Source organism: Hungatella hominis (genome assembly GCF_014288005.1).
GTDB lineage: Bacteria > Bacillota > Clostridia > Lachnospirales > Lachnospiraceae > Hungatella > Hungatella effluvii.
Genome location: NZ_JACOPB010000016.1, coordinates 54,668 through 79,336, shown reverse-complemented (window position 1 = coordinate 79,336; position 24,669 = coordinate 54,668). Strand labels below are relative to the sequence as shown.

General features: G+C 52.6%; 20 protein-coding genes, 1 other RNA gene and 1 riboswitch. Of the genes, 6 read left to right on the top strand and 15 right to left on the bottom strand.

Annotation, left to right across the window (positions count from 1 at the left end; all coding sequences use genetic code 11):
- Positions 1-99: 99 nt before the first annotated feature.
- The 8 genes from rnpB to H8S75_RS25170 all read right to left on the bottom strand — a co-directional run bounded on the left by rnpB (position 100) and on the right by H8S75_RS25170 (position 8,742).
- Positions 100-449: RNase P RNA component class A (gene rnpB, locus H8S75_RS25205), an RNA gene on the bottom strand.
- A gap of 49 nt (positions 450-498) precedes the next feature.
- Positions 499-1,422 carry an AEC family transporter gene (locus tag H8S75_RS25200; protein ID WP_187023878.1) on the bottom strand — a complete coding sequence of 308 codons (924 nt, stop codon included), beginning with the start codon at positions 1,420-1,422 and terminating at the stop codon, positions 499-501.
- A 51-nt stretch (positions 1,423-1,473) separates the two neighbouring features.
- Positions 1,474-3,135 carry a nucleoside kinase gene (locus H8S75_RS25195; RefSeq protein ID WP_187023877.1) on the bottom strand — a complete coding sequence of 554 codons (1,662 nt, stop codon included), beginning with the start codon at positions 3,133-3,135 and terminating at the stop codon, positions 1,474-1,476.
- Between the two features lie 41 nt (positions 3,136-3,176).
- Entirely contained in the window at positions 3,177-3,986 is an 810-nt protein-coding gene (locus H8S75_RS25190) for a Nif3-like dinuclear metal center hexameric protein (RefSeq protein WP_187023876.1), read from the bottom strand.
- A complete protein-coding gene (locus H8S75_RS25185; protein ID WP_187023875.1) occupies positions 3,955-4,671 on the bottom strand; it encodes a tRNA (adenine(22)-N(1))-methyltransferase in 717 nt (238 codons plus the stop codon). Before H8S75_RS25185 ends, H8S75_RS25190 begins: the two co-directional genes overlap by 32 nt.
- A 16-nt stretch (positions 4,672-4,687) precedes the next feature.
- Complete coding sequence (rpoD, locus tag H8S75_RS25180) at positions 4,688-5,896, bottom strand: RNA polymerase sigma factor RpoD (RefSeq protein ID WP_002603857.1); 1,209 nt, start codon at positions 5,894-5,896, stop codon at positions 4,688-4,690.
- A gap of 39 nt (positions 5,897-5,935) precedes the next feature.
- Positions 5,936-7,699 carry a DNA primase gene (dnaG, locus tag H8S75_RS25175; protein WP_187023874.1) on the bottom strand — a complete coding sequence of 588 codons (1,764 nt, stop codon included), beginning with the start codon at positions 7,697-7,699 and terminating at the stop codon, positions 5,936-5,938.
- Positions 7,700-7,731: 32 nt separating this feature from the next.
- Positions 7,732-8,742: a deoxyguanosinetriphosphate triphosphohydrolase gene (locus tag H8S75_RS25170; RefSeq protein ID WP_187023873.1), complete on the bottom strand. Its 1,011-nt coding sequence runs from the start codon at positions 8,740-8,742 to the stop codon at positions 7,732-7,734.
- A gap of 581 nt (positions 8,743-9,323) precedes the next feature.
- Between H8S75_RS25170 and H8S75_RS25165 the strand changes: the two genes are divergently transcribed.
- Positions 9,324-9,848 (top strand): type III toxin-antitoxin system ToxN/AbiQ family toxin, encoded by a 525-nt coding sequence (locus H8S75_RS25165; protein ID WP_187023872.1) that lies wholly within the window; start codon positions 9,324-9,326, stop codon positions 9,846-9,848.
- Positions 9,849-9,924: 76 nt separating this feature from the next.
- Here the strand turns inward: H8S75_RS25165 and lpdA are convergent, their stop codons facing one another.
- From lpdA to gcvT, 6 genes are read right to left on the bottom strand one after another with little or no spacing between them, the layout of a single operon-like run.
- Positions 9,925-11,301: a dihydrolipoyl dehydrogenase gene (lpdA, locus tag H8S75_RS25160; RefSeq protein ID WP_187023871.1), complete on the bottom strand. Its 1,377-nt coding sequence runs from the start codon at positions 11,299-11,301 to the stop codon at positions 9,925-9,927.
- Positions 11,302-11,349: 48 nt separating this feature from the next.
- Positions 11,350-12,345, bottom strand: coding sequence for a lipoate--protein ligase (gene lplA, locus H8S75_RS25155; protein ID WP_349768984.1), 996 nt, complete (start codon positions 12,343-12,345; stop codon positions 11,350-11,352).
- Entirely contained in the window at positions 12,342-13,796 is a 1,455-nt protein-coding gene (gene gcvPB, locus H8S75_RS25150; protein WP_187023869.1) for an aminomethyl-transferring glycine dehydrogenase subunit GcvPB, read from the bottom strand. Before gcvPB ends, lplA begins: the two co-directional genes overlap by 4 nt.
- On the bottom strand, positions 13,793-15,112 hold the full coding sequence (gene gcvPA, locus H8S75_RS25145) for an aminomethyl-transferring glycine dehydrogenase subunit GcvPA (protein WP_187023868.1): 1,320 nt from the start codon (positions 15,110-15,112) through the stop codon (positions 13,793-13,795). Before gcvPA ends, gcvPB begins: the two co-directional genes overlap by 4 nt.
- A gap of 43 nt (positions 15,113-15,155) precedes the next feature.
- On the bottom strand, positions 15,156-15,530 hold the full coding sequence (gene gcvH, locus H8S75_RS25140) for a glycine cleavage system protein GcvH (RefSeq protein ID WP_002603849.1): 375 nt from the start codon (positions 15,528-15,530) through the stop codon (positions 15,156-15,158).
- A gap of 42 nt (positions 15,531-15,572) precedes the next feature.
- Positions 15,573-16,661: a glycine cleavage system aminomethyltransferase GcvT gene (gene gcvT, locus H8S75_RS25135; protein ID WP_187023867.1), complete on the bottom strand. Its 1,089-nt coding sequence runs from the start codon at positions 16,659-16,661 to the stop codon at positions 15,573-15,575.
- Between the two features lie 218 nt (positions 16,662-16,879).
- A riboswitch (glycine riboswitch) is annotated at positions 16,880-16,961 on the bottom strand.
- A 144-nt stretch (positions 16,962-17,105) separates the two neighbouring features.
- Here gcvT and H8S75_RS25130 point away from each other — a divergent pair.
- The 5 genes from H8S75_RS25130 to H8S75_RS25110 are packed head-to-tail and all read left to right on the top strand — an operon-like array spanning position 17,106 to position 22,958.
- Positions 17,106-17,966, top strand: a complete 861-nt coding sequence (locus tag H8S75_RS25130; RefSeq protein ID WP_187023866.1) for an STM4015 family protein — start codon at positions 17,106-17,108, stop codon at positions 17,964-17,966.
- An 8-nt stretch (positions 17,967-17,974) separates the two neighbouring features.
- Entirely contained in the window at positions 17,975-19,021 is a 1,047-nt protein-coding gene (locus tag H8S75_RS25125; RefSeq protein WP_349768983.1) for an STM4014 family protein, read from the top strand.
- A complete protein-coding gene (locus H8S75_RS25120; RefSeq protein WP_207729214.1) occupies positions 19,018-19,977 on the top strand; it encodes an STM4013/SEN3800 family hydrolase in 960 nt (319 codons plus the stop codon). The genes H8S75_RS25125 and H8S75_RS25120 overlap by 4 nt, the downstream gene beginning before the upstream one ends.
- 19 nt (positions 19,978-19,996) lie before the next feature.
- The gene (locus H8S75_RS25115) at positions 19,997-21,346 is read left to right on the top strand and encodes an STM4012 family radical SAM protein (RefSeq protein ID WP_187023864.1); all 1,350 of its coding nucleotides are present in this window, start codon (positions 19,997-19,999) and stop codon (positions 21,344-21,346) included.
- The gene (locus H8S75_RS25110) at positions 21,300-22,958 is read left to right on the top strand and encodes an STM4011 family radical SAM protein (RefSeq protein ID WP_187023863.1); all 1,659 of its coding nucleotides are present in this window, start codon (positions 21,300-21,302) and stop codon (positions 22,956-22,958) included. Before H8S75_RS25115 ends, H8S75_RS25110 begins: the two co-directional genes overlap by 47 nt.
- On the opposite strand, the gene H8S75_RS25105 is transcribed toward H8S75_RS25110, so the two are convergent.
- Positions 22,903-24,606 (bottom strand): S8 family peptidase, encoded by a 1,704-nt coding sequence (locus H8S75_RS25105; protein ID WP_187023862.1) that lies wholly within the window; start codon positions 24,604-24,606, stop codon positions 22,903-22,905. The genes H8S75_RS25110 and H8S75_RS25105 overlap by 56 nt on opposite strands.
- Positions 24,607-24,669 lie beyond the last annotated feature (63 nt).

Below are 24,669 nucleotides of genomic sequence, written 5' to 3'. Positions count from 1 at the left end.
TTAAATATTAAAATCCTGTGAAATAAAAAAGCCTTCTGCCGCATGGACCTGCAAAAAAACGGAATGCAGACCCGCATGGCAGAGGGCTTTTTCATTCATATTTTGAGTAAGACGATAAGCCGGGTTATGTCGTTGAATGGCCATCTATCTAGGCCTGCCGTCGCCGGCAGGCTCAAGCAACCTACCCGAAAGCAGGCGGGCCGCCTTATGCTCTCTGTTCGGTCTTGCTTCGAATGGGGTTTACATGGACCCCTCCTGTTACCAGGAGAGCGGTGGTCTCTTACACCACCTTTCCACCCTTACACCGGCATGCCGGTGCGGTATATTTCTGTTGCACTTTCCCTGGAGTCGCCTCCGCCAGACGTTATCTGGCATCCTGCCCTGTGAAGCCCGGACTTTCCTCATCTGCAGCCTTTCGGCATTACAGCTGCGGCCATTTGTCTTACTCAAAACGTTGTTAGTTTACCACAGATTTGGGATTTTGTAAAGACCAGTTCTCTATATCGTTATCAAACCGCACAAAAGCATCATAACCGGGATCGTCACGATAGAACTTGCTGTGGCCAAACCGAATATCTCAGAGGCGTAACCGGAATTCCGGTGGAATTTCAGGGCGAAAAGTGTGCCGGTGGTGGCAGTTGGGCAGGATGTGGCCAGAACAACTACCGTCGTGACCATATCGTCGAGCCGGAAAGCCTTCAGCACCAGAAGGACAGCGACCGGTATGACGAGCAGACGGATCGCACAGATGTAATAGATCTGCACCTTCATGAGCAGGGCGCGGATATCGCTTCCTGCGATGGAGACACCGGCTACCAGCATGGCCAACGGCGTATTCATATCGGCAATCGCTGTGAGCGGCTCCAGAATAACCGCGGGAAACCGGATGCGCGCAAGGTAACAGAACAGCCCCAACACCACTGCCACGATGCAGGGCGATCGAAGGGCCGTCATAAATGATTTAAAATCCTGTTTCCCGGTCATCAGGATGACTCCGTGGGTCCATACCAGAACGTTGAACACCGTTATGTAGGCGGTCGCATAGAAAACGCCGTCGGCTCCGAACAGTGCGCTCACCAATGGAATCCCCATAAAACCGCAGTTGGAGTAGATCGAGGATATCCGCTCAACCTCCCAGTCCGTTCTTCCCTTTTTCACTAGAAAGGACGCGATCGCGATGGCCACTGCGTGGCTGACCGCCGCCATAAAGAACGCGGCCAGCAGCCCGTTTAGCTTCTCCGGATCGAAGGCTTGCTGATAGGATGTAAAAATAAGCAGCGGCGACACCAATAGAAGAAGAATATCCGATAGCTTCTCATTGGTGTGTCCGCTTATCAGACCAATCCGGTAACAAATTATCCCAATAAGCGCCATGACAAACATGACGCTTATCTTTTCCGCAGTAATAACAGCCAGTTCCACGCTTACTTCCTCACTTTACAATCCATTTTCTTTTGTATTCGGTGGCTGCTGTCATACACGGAAGCAGCTTCCTCCGATAAATTCCCGTATAATCGAGTTATTGGGAATAGTCTCGCTGTTTACGCCCAGGAAGTAATCCAGGAACTTAAGCAGACGTTTGGCTTCCATATACTCTTCCGAATCCCTGGGGATTCCAAACAGAAGCGGTTCCGCATACTGCTTTAAAACCGCCAGCTCATATACTGTGGCGGAGTTGAACATCATATCGGCGGATTCCTGGAACGGGAAGATATACTGCTCTTCCCCACGTCTCACCGTCGGCCACATGCGGATCGTATCCTGAGCAGATGCGCCTCTCGTCCTGGCATCCCGGACCATACGCCGCAGCAGGCGGCAGTCGGTGGTAGGAATCCGGTTATGCTCGTCAACGTTGAGCTGCGTCAGCGCACTGACGTAAATGCGGAATTTGCTTTCCGCCGGAAGGGAATAAGACAGCCGGTCATTTAAGCAGTGGATGCCCTCGATTACCAGGATGTCGTCTCTGCCCAGCTTTAACATGTCTCCGTGGTATTCCCGCATCCCTGTTTTGAAATTATAGCGCGGCATCTCGACGGTATCTCCGGCCAGAAGGGCCATCATATCCTTATTAAACTGTTCTACGTCGAGGCACTCCAGCACCTCGTAGTTATAGCTTCCGTCTGGATTCTTAGGGCTGTCTGCCCGGTTGACAAAGTAATCATCCACGCCGATCGGATGGGGGATCATCCCCTGTGCTTTCAGCTGGATGGACAGTCGGTGGGAAAAGGAGGTCTTTCCGGAAGATGACGGGCCTGCGATCATGACGAACTTTTTATCCCGTTCATACGTGACCTTCTCCGCGATCTCCGCAATCTTCTTTTCCTGGAGAGCCTCCTGAATCAGGATCAGCCGGCTTATGTCTCCCTTCGCGATCACCTCGTTCAGCTCCCCGACATGGGAGACGTTCAGGCGCTCGCCCCATTTCACACTTTCCTTTAACACCTGGAAAAGCTTCTGTTTCTTCTCAGCCTCAAAAATGGGAACCTCCTTGGGATTCTCCTTCTGAGGGAGCATCAGCATGAAACCGTCGTCGTATAAAACCAGATCAAAATACTTGATATAGCCGGTGTTCTGCACCATGTAGCCATAGTAGTAATCTTCAAAACCGCCGATGCTGTAGATGTTGACGCGGGAGACACGGCGGTAGCGGAACAGCCGTTCCTTGTCATACATGCGGTGTCTGTGAAACAGTTCAATCGCATCGTCCGTATTCTCGCTCCGCTTCATGATGGGAATCTTCTCTTCCACGTACTCATGCATCCGGGCCTTCACACGGTCAATCAGCTCTTCTGTCAGCGTAAAACTTCCATGTGGTTCAATATAGTAGCCTTTTCCGAGGGAAAAATCCACTGTGACCTTCTCGATCTTCTCCGCTCCCAACACGTCGTAAAATGCTTTCAGCATCAGGAACGTAGCGCTTCTATGGTATGTCTGGATTCCCGGCTGGTCTCTTCCTGTGAAAAATTCCAGCCTGCAGTCAAACTTTACCTTTTTATGAAGCTCCCGAAGCTTACCATTGATCCGCACAAGCAGAATGTCGTCCTCGTACTGCGGCTGATATTCCTCCGCAATCTCCAAGTACGTCGTCCCGTTCGGATATTCTTTTGTTACATCACCGATTGTTACTAATGCCATCTCTTACCTCCTTGTTGATTGCACGATGCGGTACCAGGCTGTCAAAGCACGGCTGCAGGAAATGCCGCCGCTGTTTTGTGGATCTCCAGGCTGTCTCCATACTCCCGTTCCAGGTAATCCGCCATAAATCCGATAAACAGATGTTCCAGTCCATAGTGTCCGGCATCCAGAACCGCCAGATGATTCGCCGCCGCATCGATACCTTCATGATGCCCGATATCGCCTGTGATCAGGACTTCGGCGCCGGCCTTTTCCGCATAGGCAATGGAGTTCTTTCCGGAGCCGGGAGCAATCGCTACTCGCGTTACCGTCTCATCCACGGCGTGTTCTCCATAAACGGTAATAAACGGCAGACCGAACCGCTCCTTAACGAACAGGGCCAGTTCCTTTAATGTCATCGCATAAGGAAGCTCTCCCACCTTGCCGATACCATATGGAACAGGCTTTCCGTCGATCTCCATGGTGCCCATCACCTCTAAAACGTCCGGTTCCATAAGGCCCAGCCGCCCGGCGGCAATATCCGCCATACAGCCGGGAGCTGCGTCGAAATTGGTGTGCATGGCGTAATAATTCACATTGTACTGGATTAAACTCATCACCCTGAGGGCAATGAAATTATCGTCATTGACCTTTTTTAGCGGTTTAAAGATAAGCGGATGGTGTGTGAGCAGAAGATCGGCCCGCATCCGAATGGCTTCCTCCACCACCTCGTCTGTGGCATCCAGTGCGATTAAGATCCTGTGAATCTCCTGCTCCTTCCATCCGACGAGCAGGCCCACATTATCCCAATCACAGGCGCAGCCAGACGGCGCCAGTGTCTCAAGCTTCTGTATCAGTTCCAAGCATTTCATCTTGTGCCTCCTTGTTCCAGGCCAGCATGGCTTCCATCTCCCCGCGGCGCTTTAAGGCCGCTGGCGTGTCGCTGTCCTTCAGTGTATCCAGAATCTGTTCCAGCTGTTCCTGTTCCTTCTTAAGAAATTCTGCGAGAACGGGACTCTTCTGACGGATCAGCCGTCTTCCGTACAGGTAATGCGGCTCGGAGGTATAATCCCAGGAAATGCCGTCCCGTGTCACCCCCATCACCGTATAGTATTTTCCATCTTCCTTCATCATAGTCTCCCGAACAATGGAAAATGACTCTTTTTCCAGGAAACGGCGCACTTTATCCAGTTCTGACTGCGGGGAAAGGACCCAGTATCCGATGGTGTCCCAAAGCCCCCGCCCTTCTTCCAGAATATGTATGATCAGTTCCCCGCCCATACCCGCGATCACGACGCAGTCCGCTTCCCCCGTTTCAAGCCCCGCCAGGCCGTCGCTTAAGCGCACATCAATCCGGCTTCCGAGTCCAGCATCCTCCACATGGGCTCTGGCGCGTTCCAGCGGGCCTTTTCTCACATCCATGGCTACCGCATGCTCCGCCTGACCTTCCCTGACTAAGTAAATGGGAACGTAACCGTGGTCCGTCCCTATATCAGCAATGTTGCTTCCTTTGGGAACAAAGGAAGCAACTGTTTCTAACCGTTTTGATAATTTCATGTATTCAGCTCCAATATCAGTCGTCTAAATAATCTTTCAGCTTTTTGCTCCGGCTTGGGTGGCGGAGCTTCCGCAGGGCCTTGGCCTCAATCTGACGGATTCGCTCTCTCGTCACGTTGAACTCCCTGCCCACCTCTTCCAGCGTCCTCGGTCTTCCGTCGTCGAGACCGAACCGCAGGCGAAGTACCTTCTGCTCCCTCTCTGTCAGGGTGTCAAGGACCTCCATAAGCTGCTCGTGAAGCATGGTAAAGGTAGCCGCGTCCGCCGGGACCGCCACCTGATCGTCCTGAATAAAGTCACCCAAATGGCTGTCTTCCTCTTCGCCGATCGGCGTCTCTAAGGATACCGGCTCCTGGGATACCTTCATGATCTCCCGCACCCTTTCCACCGGCATGTCCACTTTCAAAGCGACCTCTTCCGGTGACGGTTCCCTGCCCAGCTCCTGCAAAAGCTGCCTTGAAACCCGCACGAGACGGTTAATGGTCTCCACCATATGAACGGGAATCCGGATGGTACGGGCCTGGTCTGCAATCGCACGCGTGATCGCCTGACGAATCCACCAGGTCGCATAAGTACTGAATTTATAGCCCTTCCTGTAATCGAACTTTTCCACCGCCTTGATGAGCCCTAAATTCCCCTCCTGAATCAGATCAAGGAACTGCATGCCGCGTCCCACATACCGTTTGGCAATGCTGACGACCAGCCTTAAGTTGGCTTCCGTCAGTTTCTCCTTGGCCAGTTCATCTCCAAGCTCGATTTTCTTGGCCAGTTCAATCTCATCATCGCTGGATAAAAGCGGAACCTTGCCGATCTCCTTCAAATACATACGGACAGGATCCTCAACGCTGACGCCCTCCGGAACAGAGAGATCGATATGTTCCATATCGATTTCTTCTTCTTCCTCCAGCTCTTCCTCGATAAATAAATCGGGATCCAGCTCTAAGTCCTCGTCTTCATTGATCTGAAGAACGTCCACTTTATTCGTCTCTAGGAAATCATAAATCTGGTCCAGCCGGTCTGCATCCAGCGTAGTACCAGTAAAGAAATCGAGCACTTCCTGATTTTCCAGAACATTCTTTTTCTTTTTCGCCAGCAGAAGCAGCTGATTTAACTTTTCCTCAAAAGCAGCCAGTTCTTCTGCGGCCCTCAGTTCTGCCTCCCTGGCCTCGTCCACCTTCTTTGATGATGACAGCTTCTCTGCCGTTCTCTTAACATTCTCGCCCATGTTCTTCCATCCTTCCACAGCTTGCCTATAGTGTTCACCCTAATCCAGTGAAATATGCAGATTTTTCAGCGCCGCCTGCTCCTTTATGATTCTCTGCAGCTCCTCGATCCCCGCTGCGTTGCGGCTGGCATAATCGAGGCTGTTCTTTTTCACCTTCATGATCGTTTCTGAAAATGCCTTCTTCTGTTCTTCATTATCCAGGGATTCTTTCAGGCTCGCATTAAAAAGTCCCGCAACCACCCGGTACTGTTCTTCATCGTTAATAAAATGATTTAGGATTTCTGCCGGATTCAAATTCCCGGCGGCGTGTCCGTCAAATACCATCCTGGCTACCTGATGGTACAGATCTTCAATAAAATCATCGGGAGTGATAATTCCCTCTATCTTGTCAAACAGGAACGGATTCTCGATCAGCCATGTGAGGAGAAGCCTCTGGGACTGATTTCTTCCGTCTTCCCTGTCCTTTTTCTTCTTTCCTGCAGTATTCTCTTCTTCCTCCCGCGGAGCCACCGGACCCAGTCTCGCTCCCATGCGGTTTACCAGACGTTTTAGATCTTCGTAATTGATGAAAAATTCCCGGGACACGGCCTCTAAATAGTTCTCCCGCTCCAGGGCCTCCGGAAACTCACAGAGCTTCTTCGCCACCTGGTTATAGAACTCGGTCTTCTGTTCGGGGTCATCCATCTCGTAGTTTCTCTTTAAAACGTCGATTTCAAATAAAAAGCTGTTTCTCGCCTGCTCAATCCGTTCACGGAACGCTTCAGCCCCCATGTTCTTGATGAACTCGTCGGGGTCTTTATACGGCTGCATGTTCAGTACCCGGATGGACATACCCACGTCGCGCAGAATCGGAATTGCCCTCAGGGCCGCCTTCGTTCCCGCTCCGTCGCTGTCGTACGTTAAAACCACCTTATCCGTGTAGCGTTTTAGCAGCGCCGCATGCTGCGTCGTAAAGGCCGTTCCCAGCGACGCCACCGCATTGGTGAAGCCGGCCTGGTGCATGGCGATGACATCCATATAGCCTTCGCAGATTAATATGTATTTTTCCCTGGAAAGTCTTGCATAGTTAAGGCCGTAGAGATTCCGGCTCTTATCAAACAGCTTCGTCTCCGGAGAGTTTAAGTATTTCGGTTCCCCTGCGCCCATGACACGGCCGCCAAAACCGATGACACGGTTGTTCACATCCATGATGGGGAACATAACGCGGTTCCAGAACTTGTCATGGGCTCCGCGCTCCTCGATGGTAACCAGACCAGTCTCCTTTAAAATCTTGTCGTCGTATCCCTTTGCCCTTAAATACCGGTACAGATCGTCACTGGTCTTATTGGCAAAGCCGAGTCCGAAGTGGCGTATGGTATCGTCGGCCAGCTGCCTGTCCCTCAAATACCGGTACCCCACCTCGCCCTGCGGATTCGTAAGCTGGAAATAGTAATAATTTGCCGCCATGCGGTTAATCTCCAGCAGGGCCGTCCGCAGATCCGCGGCCTCTTTTGCTTCCTTGCTGTACTCCTGCTTCGGGAGCGCCACGCCGGCCCTGTCGGCCAGCATCTGAAGCGCTTCCATAAAGGAATAATTCTCATATTCCATCACAAACGTAATCACATTGCCTCCGGCGCCGCAGCCAAAACAGTAATACATCTGTTTGGAGGGCGACACGGAAAAGGAAGGTGATTTCTCATTGTGAAACGGGCAGAGTCCAAAGTAGTTGCTCCCCTTCTTCTGCAGCTTCACGTAACCTGAAATCACATCCACGATATCGTTTTTCATTCTGACTTCTTCTACTACTTCTTCCGGATATCGCATGAAATTTCACACCTCCCTGATTCCCTTAACTGTCAGATATCCTTCCAGGCCTTTGGGACGAACAGCTCCTCGAACTTGTCGATGGCGTAGCTGTCGCTCATCCCCGCTATGTAATCGCATACCACGCGTTCACGGTTTTCGCGGCGTACATCCATCAGATAGTGGTATTCCGCCGGGAGCTTATCCGTATGCTCCATATAATAGTTAAACAGCATCACAATGAGATGCTGAGCCTTTCCTTCCTCCGCCTTGGGTACGTCGCTCCGGTATACGTTCTCAAACATCCAGGTGCGAAGCCCCTGCATGGCTTCCTCCATGTGGGGAGACATGATAATCTCCGGTTTCTCGTAGCTGTTTCGGATAATATCATGTATCAGGTTATTCAGGCGTTCCCGCACGCTGTGCCCGAGAACCTCCGTATAGCACTCCGGCAGATCTTCCTCCACAAACATCCTGGCGCGGATCGCATCATCGATATCGTGATTGATGTAGGCGATCTTATCGGAAAGCCGTACAATCTTTCCTTCCAGCGTGGATGGGCTTCCGCTCGTTCGGTGGTTTAGGATGCCGTCGCGCACTTCCCAGGTTAGATTAAGGCCTCTTCCATTCTTTTCCAGGACCTCCACAACCCGGACGCTCTGCCGGTAGTGGGCAAAGCCTTCCGAACAGATTTTGTTCAGGACCGCTTCCCCTGAATGGCCGAAAGGCGTATGTCCGAGATCGTGCCCCAGTGCGATGGCCTCAGTCAGATCCTCGTTCATGCGCAGCGCCCTGGCAATGGTCCTTGCAATCTGAGATACTTCCAGGGTATGGGTAAGGCGTGTCCGGTAATGGTCGCCTTCCGGCGCCAGAAATACCTGCGTCTTATGCTTCAGCCTGCGAAATGTCTTACAGTGGATAATCCGGTCCCGGTCCCGCTGATAGACGGGCCGTATATCACACGGTTCTTCCTCCCTTTCCCTTCCTCTCGAATTCCTGCTGAGTGAGGCGTAAGGGCTTAAAGCTTCTGCTTCCCAGGATTCCGTGGATTCCCTGATATTCATATGTCACATCCTTCCTGTTTTTTACTTGTTTTTGTCGATTCCGCCTTCCATCTGCAAAGAGGAAAGGGGTTACATTTGTTCTTTTAAATAAATACCCAAAGTTATGTTACATTATATCATATTTTCAGTAACTTTAATACCCTCTATTTAAAGTTCTTCAGCAGTTCTTCACTTCACAAAGACATCTGAGCAACAGCTCCCCGTTCGAGCGGCTTCTGTTTCCCGTTCTGTTCCTATGGTAAACGGATACTGCTCTGTTCCGATACAGAAATCAGGCCGCATATAAACGCAGTAGCCAAAAACTGCAATAAAGCATATAATATTATATAAAAAAACAATTTTAAAGTTTATTTTTCTAATGTTTCGCTTGTATTTTGCAGGGAATTATTATATAATATTTACGTAGAATATTTATTGTATTCTATAAAGCAGTTGGTTACGAAGCCTGCCAAAATCGTATTAATAGTGGTTACAGAGCCTGCCAAATACTGTATTAATAGCGGTTACGAAGCCTATCAAAATCGTATTAAAAAGAGCCGGTACTTGATACCGGTTCTTTTTTTAATTGGAGAACACAAAAGATGAAATGGATCAATGTAAATGAATCGTATTTAGACTATTTAAGAAATAGTGAAAGCAGAATTCCCAGAACGGATTATGGTGATGACAGATATAAACCATTTTTTGGCATATTGTTTGAAAAGAACAATTTGTATTATATCACACAAATATCACATGCCCAGTCAAGACATAAAAATATGAAACAACAAAAAGATTTTTATAAAATTTATGATCCTGCAATTTCAAACAGATTGATCGCAGTCATCAATTTAAATTATATGTTTCCTATTCCAAAGTCCGAATTTTCCTTATTTGAAAAAAGAAAAATAGATACATACAGGACTTTTCAATCAAAAGAAGAAAAAAGTAAATATATAGATCTATTAGACAGAGAATTACATGCAATAAATTCTTTAGACTTATCTTCAAAGGCTCAATATATCTATAATCTAAAATATAAATATCCTGATGCTCCTTTGTCCAGAAGATGTTTAAATTTTAAAGAACTGGAGAACTTAGCCCAAAAATACATATCAGAAAAGTAATATGAATCTTAAAATCCCCACAGTTTCACCATAAACTGTGGGGATTGTGTAATGATAACTCTGCCTGTACTTCATATTACATCAATATCGATTCTGCAGCCTCTCCGATTCCTTCACAAAAGGTTGGATGGGGCATGATGACGGCCGCCAGATCTTCGGCCGTCAAGCGTTTTGAAATGGCCAGTTCCAGTTCGCCGATCATATCGGTTGCCCTGGCACACATCAGCTGGGCGCCCAGGATACGGCCGGTCTCCTTTTCGGAAACTATTTTCAGGAAACCGCGGTCCTGCATGGACAGGATGGATTTTCCATTTACGGACATGATGTATTTTCCTGTGGCGGTATCGATGCCTGCGGCTTTTGCCTCGTCGGCGGTGAGGCCTGCACAGGCGATCTCCGGATCGGTGTATACGCAGGCTGGAATGACGGTCATGTCTTTTCCCTTCAGCTCCGGGAACATGGCGGAAGCTGCCTGACAGCCCTCTGCCGCAGCCACGTGGGCAAGGCAGACGCCTCCGACGAGGTCTCCAATGGCGTAAATGCCGGGTACCGAGGTTTCATAGCGCTCGTTTACCAGGACTCGGCCCCGCTCCATATCGATGCGTTCCTGCATGTCTTCCGAGAACAGACCGCGGCTTAAGGGACGGCGGCCGACGGCTGACAGAATCAGCACGGCCGGGGCTTCACAGTTTTTTTCTTTTTCCGTATAGCGGCAGAGATACGTTCCGTCTCCCATCTTTTCGACGGAGGAAACCGTAGCCCCGGTATGAATGTCTACGCCGCGTTTTTTCATAATCATCTTTAAATTCTGGGAAATCTCCTTGTCCATGCCGGGCAGGATCTTATCCATGGCTTCCAGTACCGTGACCTGACATCCCAGGTCGTTATAGACAGTAGCAAACTCCATTCCTATAACTCCGCCGCCAATGATCACGAGACGGTCCGGAACACACTCCTCCTCCAGCATCTGGGTACTGTTTTTCACGCCCGGTAAGTCCATGCCCGGAATGGGAATGGACGAAGGCTCGGAGCCTGCTGCCAGCAGAATATAATCTGCGGTTACCTCTTCCTCACCCGGCATCACTTTCACTAAGTGTTCTCCGCACACTACGCCGGTACCCCGGTATAGATCGATCTTAGCGGCGGCCAGCTGCTTCTCAATGCCGGCGCGCAATTCTTCCACCACGGCGTCTTTGCGTTTCTTCAGTTCCTCCATGGATACGCGCAGGCCTTCCGTATGGAGGCCGGCGGCCTCTGTCTTCTTCACCTCCCGGTAAAGGCCGGTGGTGTGGAGATACGTTTTCGTAGGAATGCATCCGCAGTTTAAACAGGTGCCTCCCACATGGGACCGTTCGATCACGGCCGTTCTTTTCCCCGCCTTCGACGCGTAAAGGGCCGTCATATAGCCGCCCGGCCCCGCGCCGATTACGACGAGATCATAATGTTTTTCCATCCAATCCTCCTGTTCTCTCAGGTGCGTCTGCGAATCGACGGCACAGCACTACATCATATCGCAGACCAGATCCTGTAAATCCTTCCGCATCGCCTCCTGAACCGGAGTGCCGCAGGACAGGACTGCAAAACGGTCTGCCGCTGCCTTTCTGTTCCAGATCATGCCGGTCAGAATGTCTTCCGCGGCTTTAATAAAGTCCGTATCCAGGGCGTCGGACCATATCTTTCCTTCCTGGACACGCCCCTCTTCCACATGGACCAGCACCTGGGCCTCCCCCCAGGTAAAACGGGCGGCGGCTTCATCGCTGAACGGGATCTTCCTGCCGTATTTCCACTCCCAGGAGGCAAACCGCTCCGTCCGCTCCCTTACCTCGTTTTCGCAAAGCCGTTCCGGAGGAAATGGGTCTGCGGGAAGGCCGTAGACCTCGCCGAAGCTTTCCTCCAGGCTGTCTCTCATACGTCTAACCGTCAGATCCGGCACGTATTCGATTAAATTGGCCACACGGCTTTTGACAGAATCCACGCTTTTGGATCTCAGTTTTTCCCTGGAAACGTTTAGATAGCAGGCCATCTCTTCTTTGTCCACAGAGAGCAGAATGGTCCCGTGATGATAACAGAAGTCCCCGGTCTCGTAGTATGCGTTGCCGGAAAACTTGCGGCCATCCACTGTGATATCATTGCGGCCGGTCCGTTCTGCGTTTACACCCAGCTTCCCCGCCGCCCTTAGGATAACCTCCGTCTGTTTTGTGACATCGTAGTTATCTTTTCTTGTGATGAAGGTAAAGTTTAAATTGCCCAGGTCGTGGAACACGGCGCCGCCTCCCGACAGCCGTCTCACCAGATGACCTCCGGCGGCCTCCAGTTCCTCTCTGCGGCACTCCTTCCATGCGTTCTGATTCCTGCCTATGACCACGGTTTTCTCATTCTGCCACAGGTAGAGAATGCATTCCTCTTCTTCCACATGGTAAAGCAAATACTCCTCCATGCCGAAATTGGGATAGGGGTATGACCCCGGCCCCAGGGCCAGGGTCAGTCGGCGGATCACGCCTCTTCCCCCTCTGCGCATTCCTCCCCGAATGCGTAATGCAGCTTCGGATTCCGGGCCGCATTTACTTCATCCAGGCGCTTCACCATGGTGATGTGGGGGGAGCTCCGGATATATTCGGGATCACGCTTCGCCGTCTCATAGATCTCGTGGAACACGGCGATCAGTTCATCTAAGTTCTCCTTTGATTCCGTCTCCGTCGGCTCCACCATCAGGGCCTCGTGGACAATCAGCGGGAAGTACATGGTCGGCGGATGGATTCCATGATCTAAAAGGGCCTTGGCGATATCCATGGCCGTCACGTCCATCTCTTCCTTTTCCTGTTCCAGACTCATGACGAACTCATGCATGCACGTCTGTTTAAACGGCATATGGTAATAGTCTGACAGCTTTACCCTGACGTAATTGGCATTTAACACCGCGTTTTTACAGGCGTCGGCAATGCCGTCGGGGCCCAGCGTCAGCACGTAAGAGAGCGCCTTCACCACCACCAGGAAGTTTCCGTAGAATTCCTTAACCATGCCGATAGATTTTTCATAGGGCTCCATGCGAAGCACGCCGTCCCGTTCCACCACCTTCTGTCCCGGCAGGAACGGTTCCAGGAAACGCTTGCAGCCCACCGGACCGCTTCCGGGTCCGCCGCCGCCGTGAGGCGTGGAAAAGGTCTTGTGCAGATTCAAATGAACCACGTCAAAGCCCATGTCTCCCGGCCGTGTGATTCCCATAACCGCATTTAAGTTCGCTCCGTCGTAATAGCAGAGGCCGCCTGCATCGTGGACGATCTTCGTGATCTCCAGAATGTTGGGATCAAAGAGTCCCACTGTATTGGGATTCGTCAGCATAAGGCCTGCCGTGTCTTCTCCGACAGCGTCCCGAAGCTTCTCTAAATCTACAAGTCCGTCGGCTGTGGATGGAATATTGATTACCTTGTAGCCGGCCATGGTTGCACTGGCCGGATTCGTCCCATGGGCGGAGTCCGGAACAATGATCTTCGTCCGTTTCTCATCCCCGCGGCTCTCATGCCAGGCACGAATCAGCAGAAGTCCCGTGAATTCGCCGTGGGCGCCGGCCGCCGGCTGGAACGTCATGCTGTCCATTCCTGTTATCTCACAGAATATTTCCTCCGAAGTCTTTAAGACCTCCAAGGCGCCCTGAACGGTGGATTCCGGCTGCAGCGGATGAATTCCTGTAAATCCGGGGAGTCCGGCGATCTCATCATTGATCTTTGGATTGTATTTCATGGTGCAGGAACCCAGGGGATAGCAGCCGTCGTTGACACCGTGGGTCGCTTTGGCCAGCTCCGTATAATGGCGGCTTATGTCATTTTCAGATACCTCGGGAAGGTGCAGCGGAAGCGCTCTCGTGCACTCCGGCATCACGTAAGGCACGTCGGATAGCGGCAGAATCTGGCAGTGACGCCCGTTTACACTTCGTTCAAATATCAGTTTCATGCGCAGCACACCTCCTTTACGAGATCGGCCAGACGGTCCATCTCCTCCTTCGTATTCATCTCCGTGGTACACCAGAGCATGCGTCCGCCTGGCAGAGACAGACCGCCTAAGTAACCTTCTTCCTCCAGTTTGGCGGACAGCCGCTCTGTATCAGCCGGGCAGTCTGTCACGAACTCGTGGAAAAATGGCTTGTCATAGACCGGACTTAAACCGGCTGCTCTTAGCTTTTCTCTCAAATAATGGGCTTTCGAGGTGCACTGGAGCGCCGCCTCCCGAAGTCCCTCCGGCCCCATGGCCGATAAATAGACCGAGGCCGTCAGCGCGCAGAGCGCCTGGTTAGAACAGATGTTGCTGCTGGCTTTTTCCCGGCGGATGTGCTGTTCTCTCGCCTGAAGCGTCAGGACAAAGCCCCTCTTTCCGTCGGAGTCAACCGTTTCCCCCACGATACGTCCGGGCAGCTTCCTCATCATATCCCGCGTGGTCGCCATGAATCCCAGGTAAGGTCCGCCAAATGCCATCGGAAGCCCCAGCGGCTGTCCCTCTCCCACCGCGATATCGGCGCCGCATTCAGCCGGAGTCTGTAAAACCGCCATGGAGATAGGATTACAGCCGGCAATCAACTTGGCCCCGGCTCCGTGAACCAGTTCCGCCATGGCCGTGACATCCTCCAGAATCCCGTAGTAATTGGGCTGCTGTACATAGAAACAGGCCGTCGTCCCATCAAGCATCTCCTTAAGCGTCTCTAAATCGACGCTTCCGTCCTTTGAAGGAACCAGTTCCACGTGGGCGCCTCTGCCGTGGCAGTACGTCTCCATCGCCGCCAGCACATCCGGGTTAGCCGTGTCCGCCGCCAGGACTCTGACTCTCTTCCGTTCCCGGCACATGAATACGCTCTCCGCGGCGGCTGAAGCCCCATCGTAGACCGACGCGTTGGCCGCGTCCATGCCGGTCAGTTCACAGATCATGGTCTGGTACTCGAAGATAGCCTGTAAATTCCCCTGGCTGATCTCCGCCTGATACGGCGTATAAGCGGTAACAAACTCCTCTTTGGAGACCACCTCCTTAACTATGGCCGGTATGTAGTGGCGGTACGCCCCCGCTCCGCGGAACACATGGTCAAACACACGGTTTTTTCCCGCCAAAGACTCCATCTGCCTGCGCAGTTCAAGCTCTGATTTGCCCTCCGGGATGGAGAACCGCCCCTTTAACTTCACTGAATCCGGCACACAGCCGAACAGATCATCGTAATCTTTATAACCGATTTCATCGAGCATCGCCTTCTGCTGATGATCGGTACTGGATAAGTAAGACCCCATTTGCATTCTCCTTTTTGTCTTCTTACAGCTGCATCTAACGTTCTTATTCTTTGACGAACTCCTCGTATTCCCCCGCGCTCATCAGCTCTTCCTGATCCCCAATATCGGATACACGGATCATCCAGGCCCCATACGGATCGGAATTGATGCTTTCCGGACTGTCCAGCAAGTCTTCGTTGATTTCCGCAACCACGCCGGTGATCGGGGAATAGACATCGGAAACTGCCTTTACGGACTCCACATCGCCGAACGCCTCGCCTGCCGTCACCTCATCCTCCGGCTCCGGAAGATTAACGAATACGAGATCTCCCATCTGATCCTGCGCATAGTCTGTCATACCGATTCTGGCTGAACCGTCCTCTAAAAATTCGACCCATTCGTGAGATTTTGCATACTTTAAATTTTCTGGATATGTCATTGTTTTTTCCTCCATATTATAATTTATATTTTCGTGGAATATCTATTTCGTTCTTTTGTAGAAAGGAAGCGGAACTACCTCTGCTTCAATCCGGCGTCCTCTTACGTCCGCCTCTGCCTTCGTACCGGGCACAGCATACTCTTTCTTTACCAAAGCCATGGCAACCGGGCATTTTAAGTAAGGAACGTGGGTTCCCGATGTGGTGATGCCGATCTCTTCCCCATTCGCATAGACGGTCTCATGTTCCCGGATAATGCCCCGGCCGGTCACCTTTAAGCCGACTCTCACCCGTGTGGGTTCTCCCTTTGCCTCGATGGCCGCTTTTCCGATAAAGTCTTCCTTCTTCATCTTCACCGCAAAGGAGAGTCCCGTCTCCAGCGGAGTGATGGTGTCATCCATCTCGTGGCCGTATAAAGGCATGGCCGCTTCCAGTCTCAGCGTGTCTCTGGCTCCCAGTCCGCAGGGAATCAGACCTTCCTCTTTTCCCGCCTCCATCAGTGCCTCAAAAAGCTCCGGCGCCTTCCCGGCCTCCATGTAGAGCTCGTATCCGTCTTCCCCGGTATAGCCGGTCTTCGATACGATGCAGCGGATTCCCGCCACCGGACGGTCTGCAAGGCAGGTGTAATATTTTACCGGCAGATTCTCTTTGTCTGTCAGTTTTAGCAGAATCTCTTCCGCCTTCGGCCCCTGAAGCGCCAGCTGGCCGACTCCCGCCGATATATCCTTCAGTTCGGCGCCTGGAAGCTTATGGGCCATCATCCATGCGAAGTCCTTATCTTTGTTGGATGCGTTCACCACGATAAAATAGTGATTGTCTCTGATCTTGTAAACGATCAGATCATCCACCACGCCGCCCTCCTCGTTGCACATGGGGCTGTATCTGGCCTGGCCGTCCACCATGCTGGTAAAATCATTGGTCAGCAGATGGTTTAAATTGTCGAGCGCCGCTTCGCCCTCACACAGGATCTCCCCCATATGGGACACGTCAAACAGGCCGCAGGCCGTCCTCACCGCCATGTGCTCCGCGATCACTCCGGTCCCGTACTGCACCGGCAGAAGAAATCCGGCAAATGGCACCATCTTTCCCCCGTACTTTACATGAGTATCATATAAAGTTGTCTTACATTCCATGTTTCCCTACCTCCAATCAAGATCGTTAAATTTTGGACATAAAAAAGACATACAACAAGAAATAAGAATTGTCATATGCCCCGTCTTCGTACCTGAAAGATTACCTTCAGCCGTCGCCGTTCCTTTTCTGATCCAGTCCACGGCTGCTGTGTCCGGTCTGAGGAACATACGGCTGGAAAGCTGCCTCGTCGGTGGTGTCCATCACCTTTCCAGAGTTTCGTCCAAATCCGGTCCTTTTGCCTGAGAGTTTTTCTCACCTTCGGCTCCGCCAGTAAAGGCGGTCTCTCCCGAACTCTTCATCCGAATATTCAATTTACGAGTAAAGTATAACATGTATGGCAGGGAGCCGCAAGCGATTTTTGTGCATATTTTACGATTCCGGGGATGACTTCTCTCGCCGGTTATGTTAAAATAAAGCCATGAAACGAAAGGGGACATCTGCAAATGAACAAAAGCAAAACCTTCAGCTACGAATACGATGAATATGAAGACGGGACAAAGGGAGCCCACACTCTGATTGATGATCTTCTTGCCGACCCTGATTTTTCCGGATTGACAGAGCTTTCCATAGGAAACTGGGGCGACTGCTGGGAGGAAAGCTGCCAGCCAATCATCGACGGAATTATTTCACACGCGAAAGAATTTTCCCATATCCGCAGCCTCTTTATCGGAGACATGGATTTCGAGGAGTGCGAGGTATCCTGGATCATTCAGGGCAACTATGGCGGCTTATGGGCGGCGCTTCCGGAGCTGACGGAGCTGACCATCAAGGGAAGCACCGATCTGGAGCTGGGCGCTGTCTCTCATGAGAAACTGGAATCGCTCACCATCATCTGCGGCGGACTTCCGAATTCTGTCATCGAGTCCGTGAAAAATGCGCGTCTGCCCGGCTTAAAAAAGCTGATTCTCTACATAGGAAGCGATAATTACGGCTTTGAGGGCGACTGTGAGACCATCCGTTCTCTGCTTGACACCATGGATTTTCCGAAACTGGAGTATTTAGGGATTGTTGACAGTGAGATGCAGGATGATATGACGGAAACCGTACTGGGGTGCCGCTATATGGACCAGATCCACACACTGGACTTGTCATGCGGGACTCTGTCTGACAAGGGAGGGGCCCTTCTTCTTGAAGCGCTGCCCGCGCATCCCAATATTCAGAAGCTGGATGCCCACTACCACTACTTAAGCACCGGGATGATGCAGCGTCTGGCCGCGCTTCCGATCGAGACGGAGCTGTCCGAACAGAACAAACCGGATAACTACCGCGGCGAGGTCTGGATGAACGCCATGCTGACAGAATGAGAACCGCGGTGCTGCTGGGAAACCGGGACACGAAGCGAACCATCTACTTTGAAAAGGCGGCCCGCCAAAACGGACTGCCCTTTCTGTTTCTGGAGTGGGAAGATTGGAAGCGCTGCGGTTTTCCCGCTGACAGCGAACTGTTTGTAAAGATCGATCCCCCGGTCTGGACCGATGGCCATCTCTCCGGCCTCAATGATCTGGTCGGCTCCTACCGCAGTGATTTGAAGGCATTGGAAAAGGAGGCGTCAGTCTCCCAATTCGTAAATCCGCCTCGCGCGCTCATGGAGCTGCTCGACAAGACCGGATGCAAGCAGGTATTAAAGGAGGCCGGTCTTCCCGTTACCCAAAGCCTGGGAGAAGGCATCGGGGACAGCGAAACGCTTCTCTCCCGCATGAAGGACATGCGGATATTTTCGGTCTTTATCAAACCGGTATCCGGATCCGGCGCGGCCGGGGTCACGGCATTTCGCTTCCAGCCAAAGACCGGACGCATGGCCGCCTACTCCTGCGCCGCACCCGATCTGGCGGCATTAAAACCGGAGCGTTCCTCTGCTTTCCGACCGCCGCTTATCAATACGAAGAGACTTCACACCATCACGGAGCCTGCAGAAATCCTGGATTTTTTAGACAGTCTGCTCTCCCTCGGGTGTATTGTGGAACGGTGGTACCCGAAGGCGGACTTTCAGGGATTTTCCTACGACTTGAGGGCGGTCTGCCAGGATGGAGCCCTCGATTTTCTGCTGGCACGGCTGTCGAAAGGGCCTGTCACCAATCTCCATTTAAACAATCACCCGCTGGAGGCCTCCCGGCTGGCGCTGCCGGAAGACGTCACTTCGACCATACAAGAGCTCTGCCGGAGGGCCTGCGGCTGTTACCCCGGCCTTCGCAGCGCCGGGATCGATATCCTCCTAGAAAAAGGCAGCTTAAAGCCACGGATCATCGAGATGAACGGACAGGGCGACCTGCTTTACCAGGATATTTACGATAAAAATGAAATTTACAGCCACCAAGTCAGGATGATGAAGGCATGGCTGGAGCAGGGAGGTACTTTATGAGCGATGATGCCATACATGATGATTCAATGAATGATAATTCGATGAATGATGATTTGATAAATGATAATTTGATGCACGAAAATGTTACGTGCCAAGAAGCACTGCGCGAGGTCCCGGCCGGCTTATTTGGCCGGACGCTGAACGCCGTGCAGCCGGATGTCGATATGAATAAAATCGCAGGCAGCCATGACCTCCTTTTTATCTGCCTCGACACCCTGCGCTACGATGTGGCCGTGGAGGAGGAAGCAAAAGGTACGACGCCGGTACTGAACCGGTATGGCCCCTGGGAGAAATGCCAGGCTCCCGGCAATTTCACCTATCCCTCCCACCACGCCATGTTCGCCGGATTTCTGCCCTGCCCTTATGAGGCCAAAAGCATCGCGGACCGGCAGCCGCTCTTCTTCCCGTTAAACGCGGGTATGGGAAAGAAAGCGCCCGCCGGCGCCTTTGGATTTTCCGGGGCGACCATCATGGAAGGGCTGGAGAAGGCCGGCTACGACACCTGGTGCGTGGGCGGCGTGGCATTTTTCGACAAACGCTCCGACCTGGGCCGGGTATTTCCCGGATATTTCCGCCGCAGCTACTGGAATCCTTCCTTTGCCTGTCCCGTCAAGGACAGCACCGGCAATCAGGTGGATTTTCTCTTAAAGAAGATCGAAAAAGCAGACAGGGACATTCCCGTTTTTCTCTACTTAAATATCGACGCTATCCATTACCCCAATTACTTTTATCTGGATGGCGCCGTTCATGACAGCCTTGAAAGCCATGGCGCAGCTCTGCGTTATGTGGATGGCCAGCTGGGCCGGCTGTTTGAGCGCTGGAAGGCGGTGCGGGGCAGCACCTTTGTAATCTGCTGTTCCGATCATGGAACGTGTTACGGGGAAGACGGCTGCCAGTTTCACGGCATCAATCACCCGGCCGTAACCACGGTTCCCTATAAGCATTTTATCCTTTAAGGTCAGGAGTTCGACACCCATGAATATGAAACGATATACGCAGTATATGTACAGCTATCCCCATAAGACGGCCTACGGTCCCCTGGAAGGAGTTACTCTGAATCAGTATCTTCCTGATCTGGCTGGTCCCGGGCATGACCTCTACCTCCATCTGCCCTTCTGCGAGACGAAATGCGGTTACTGCAACTTATTCTCCGTCACGGGGCAGGGGGAGACGGCCATAGACCGGTATCTAGACACCGTGGAACGGCAGCTTCGCCAGTATGAGCCGCTTTTTGCCTCTGCAAACTCCCTTTTTACCGGCCTTACGATCGGAGGCGGAACCCCGTTGCTGCTGACGGAAGCGCAGCTGGAACGGTGCTTTGCCATGATACGGCGTTATACACGGCTTACCCGGGACGCGGAAATCATCATCGAGACCGCGCCGAATCAGACAGCGAAGCCGAAGCATGCTCTGCTGAAGGACGCCGGTGTCACGAGAGTCAGCATGGGCATTCAAAGCTTTTTCGATGAGGAGCTGAAGGTCCTTAAGAGGAGCCACCGGGCAGAGAAGGCCAGAGAATCGCTGAATCTTTTGATGAACAGCGGTTTTTCCAGGGTCAATGCGGACTTCATCTACGGCGTGCCGGGACAGAGCGTCTCCTCCTTCCTCTCCTCGGTAAAAGAAGCGGTATCCTTCGGCCCTGACGAGCTGTTTCTCTATCCTCTGTACGTAAAACACGGCGCGGCGCTGGAACAGGAATTAAACCGCGGCCTCGTTCTGGATGAGGACCTGGCCTTCCGCCAGTATGAAGCGGCTGCGGAATGGCTTGCCTCGCACGGTTACCGTCAGGATTCCATGCGCCGGTTCGTCAGGCCGGAATCGCCCGGGGGCAGCAGGGAATTTTCAGACTGCGGCTTTGGGAGCACGCTGTCACTGGGATGCGGCGGCAGAAGCTATCTGGGAAACCTCCATTCCTGTACTCCCTATGCCGTCACAAGAGAAAGCTGCTTAGAGCAGCTGGTCCAATACGAAGAGACCACGGATTTCTGCGCAGTCACCCATGGGATTCTGCTGTCGGAAGAGGAACAGAAACGAAGATTTGCCATACGCCATCTGCTCATTCTTCCCGGACTTCCTCTCACGGCTTACCGGAAAGCGTTTCATGGTGACGCAGCCGCTGATTTTCCAATTCTTCATGAGTGGACGGAGCAGGGCTTTCTTAAAGAGCAGGGGGACTGTCTTGCACTGACGGAAAAAGGGATGGGGCTGTCCGATTATCTAGGCCCCATGCTCATTTCAAAGGAAGTCCAGGATAAAATGAATCAATGGGAGGCCCATCATGGCACGAAACATGATCCTATACAGAGGGAGTTTAAAGAGCTGTAATTACGGCTGTTCCTACTGCCCCTTCGCCAAACGGCCGTCTTCTCCGTCTGAGCTTCTAAAGGACAGGGAAAACTGGATGCGGTTTGTCGGACATCTGGAAACGCAGAACGAACGGCTGGAAACGCTTAGCGGACAGACGGACACTTTCAGTGAACCGTATGGAGCCGTCATGGTGGTTCCTTACGGGGAGGCGCTGATCCACGATTACTACTGGGAGGGGCTTGCCCGGCTGAGCCGCATGGGGACAATGGAAGCCGTTGGGGCGCAGACCAACTTAAGCTTTGATATCGGGCGCCAGCTTACCATCTTCAAGGAAAGCGGCGGCATGAAAGAAAAGCTCCGCGTCTGGGCCACCTTTCATCCGGAGATGACGACCGTGTCCCTCTTTGCAGAGCAGTGCAGAAAACTGCTGTCTGCCGGGATCCGCATCTGTGCGGGGGCAGTCGGCGTGCCGGAGAACCTGGAAACTCTTCGACGCTTAAAGGAGGCGCTTCCCGGCGGATGCTGCCTCTGGATTAACCGCATGGATGGGCTGAACCGCCGCTACACAGAGGAAGAACAGCAGGCATTTCTCAGGATCGATCCCTGGTTTTACCGCGAACTGCACGTAAAAAAGGCGATGCCGGAGCAATGCCCGGGACGCCTTTTTGTGGAGTCTGACGGAAGAATGAGGCGCTGTACCATCTCCGCTCCCCCGGAAGGAAACTGGTACGATACGGGAGGGACAGAGACGCTTCCTTGCAGGAAAAAAGCATGTACCTGCTACCTGGCCTATGGCGGCCGGATGGACTGTGTGGAGCGGACCGCATTCGGGCGCTGGCCTCTTTTTCGCATCCCCTGGAGTCCCAGGGCAGTGTTTATCGATGTGGATGGGACTCTTATTCCGGAAAACGGCCTGGTTGAGGACCGCCTCCTGTCCCATCCGGGGATCAGCATGGAATGGCTGGACTTTTTCAAACGCGAGTCCCGGACCAGGTCCTTATTTCTGGCCACTTCCCTGCCCTGGAAAGAGGCGGCCGCCAAATGCAGGAGCATACTCCCCTATATATCAGGAGGTGTCTTTGCAGGAGGCGCGCATGTGGTCTTTCGGTCAGGGAATAATCAGCCAGGAAATAGGCATTCAACGAAAGACCATTCGGGGAACGACCGTCTTGAGATCTTCCACACCTTCGACGCCCCCTGGCTCCCTCAGCTTTCGGCGCTTCAGTCCGACTCCCGCTTTCGCCTCCGCCTCTTTGAACACGAAGGCCGCCCTTATAAGCTTACACTCACGAGACCGGAAAAACGCGGTTGGAGGCAGGAAGAGTTGAATGCGGTCACCGGTCGTCTGACGCCCGGCGCGTTCCGCTGTTTCACGGAGCGCGGCAACCTTCAGATCGTTTCCCGGGAGGTTGACAAAGGGAGCGGGGTTCGTGAACTGTGTGCGCTAATGGGAATCGATGCCCGTGAGACGGCGGCTCTCGGCGATTCCAAGGAAGACATTGCCATGTTTCGCACCTGCGGTTATGGAATCGCTGTAAAAGGAGGTTCTCTGAAGGCTGCCGCGGAGGCCGATTTTATATCGGAATGCTGTCCGAGAGACATAAGGTTCCATACCCCAGCTCCGCATTAGGCCACTGCGAATATCCGGGCAGATGCCTGGCTCCACGCCTTAAATAGGCTTTAATTTTCTCACCGTACAGGAACGGGTCCCTCCCGTCCACGATCCCCCACTGCATCAGAAGCGCCGCGCTTCCCGTCACAAACGGCGTGGCAAAGGAGGTTCCCGTCACGGACTCATAGCCGCCCCCCGATCTGGCTGTAATGATTCCGACTCCCGGGGCCGCCAGATCGGGCTTAACCTGATTAGTCTTTCGCGTGAATCCACGGCCGGAAAAATCGGCAAAGGACTGGTAAGCGTCGTCATAGGCGCCTACGGATATAACTCCTGCCGCCGTGGAAGGTATGGTCAGAGTCGTCTCCGGGGTGGGCCTTAAGAAACGAGTGGAACGGCTCAGCACACTGGCGGAAGGCAGCCAGAAATCAAAGTTTCCCTCCACGATCTCCCGTGGCGTCAGCCGGATTCTCCAGAGTCCCTCATCAACGTAACTTTCTTTGGGAATGAAGTCCAGATAGATTTCCTGCGCTACGCTGTACGGCCCCGGCTTTCCATAGTAAAGAAGAATGGTCAGATTCACAAAAGAAAGCGTCTGGGGCCCCAGGCGGCTGCTGATTGGACCGATAGTTTCGCCAGATGGCGTAATCAGGCTGATATCGAAAATATCCGTATAGGACTTCCAGAGCTGGACGCTGAAGCTGGTCTGATAAGCTCCTATCGTCAGCTCCACCTCCTGTGGCTGGTTCATCACCAGCTGCCCGGCGCTGTGCCCGTCTCCCGCCCCTTCATTACCTGTTCCCACTACGAAGACCGCTTTCCCGTAATTGGATATGTCATTCAGAAACGTTTCCAGAAGGCTCGTTCCGTCATGGGAACCGTACGTGTTGCCGAAGCTTAAATTGACCGCCACCGGCTGTCTCCGGCGCACCGCTTCTCTCACCACAAAATTGACCGCCCGCATCAGTTCCGTCGTCCGCGGAAAGCTGTCGCTTTTCGGCACGCCCAGCTTTACCACCAGGAGATCACTCTCATAGGCGATTCCCCGGTACTGGCCGTTATTCTCCCTTCCGTTGCCCGCCGCAATGGCTGCCACCGCGGTTCCGTGACCACTCGTATCCACAGAGGGCACGATCGCCCGTGCAGCCGCCCGGCTTCCTGTGGCCAGCGCCTCGTTGATCTCCTCTTCTGTAACCACCCGGTCCAGCGTCTGATCCCAGAGCATGACGATGCGTGTGTCCCCGTTCTCCTTTCGGAAATCATCGTGGTAATAATCGATTCCCGAGTCAATGATCGCCGTCAAAACTCCTCTGCCGGACAGATTCCCCTCCCCCTGCTGCACGATATTAATACAAGAAGCTGCCTTTGCCTGGTTGATGGCAAAGTACAGCCTCTTCGGTTTTTCTATAAAGTCTATCTGCGGCAGACTGCTGATATAGTCGATCTCCGGCTCCGGCACCGTTAAAATGGCGTACTCGTTGATCATCTCATCCACAATGATCCCGTGTTCTGTCAACTCAGCCAGGCTCCCGGAATATTTAACGATCAGTTCCCATGTATTCAGCTCGGAGTTATACCCCACATTCAGGGACTCCGATTTTTCCCGTTCCTCTGTCGTGGCACTGAGAGAGAGGTTTAAGAGGTTTTCCAGCTTCTGATTCTGCATATGCTTCTCTGTGTTATTCTTTTACTCTATCATACGCATCACGGCACGGGTGTATTCGGATTC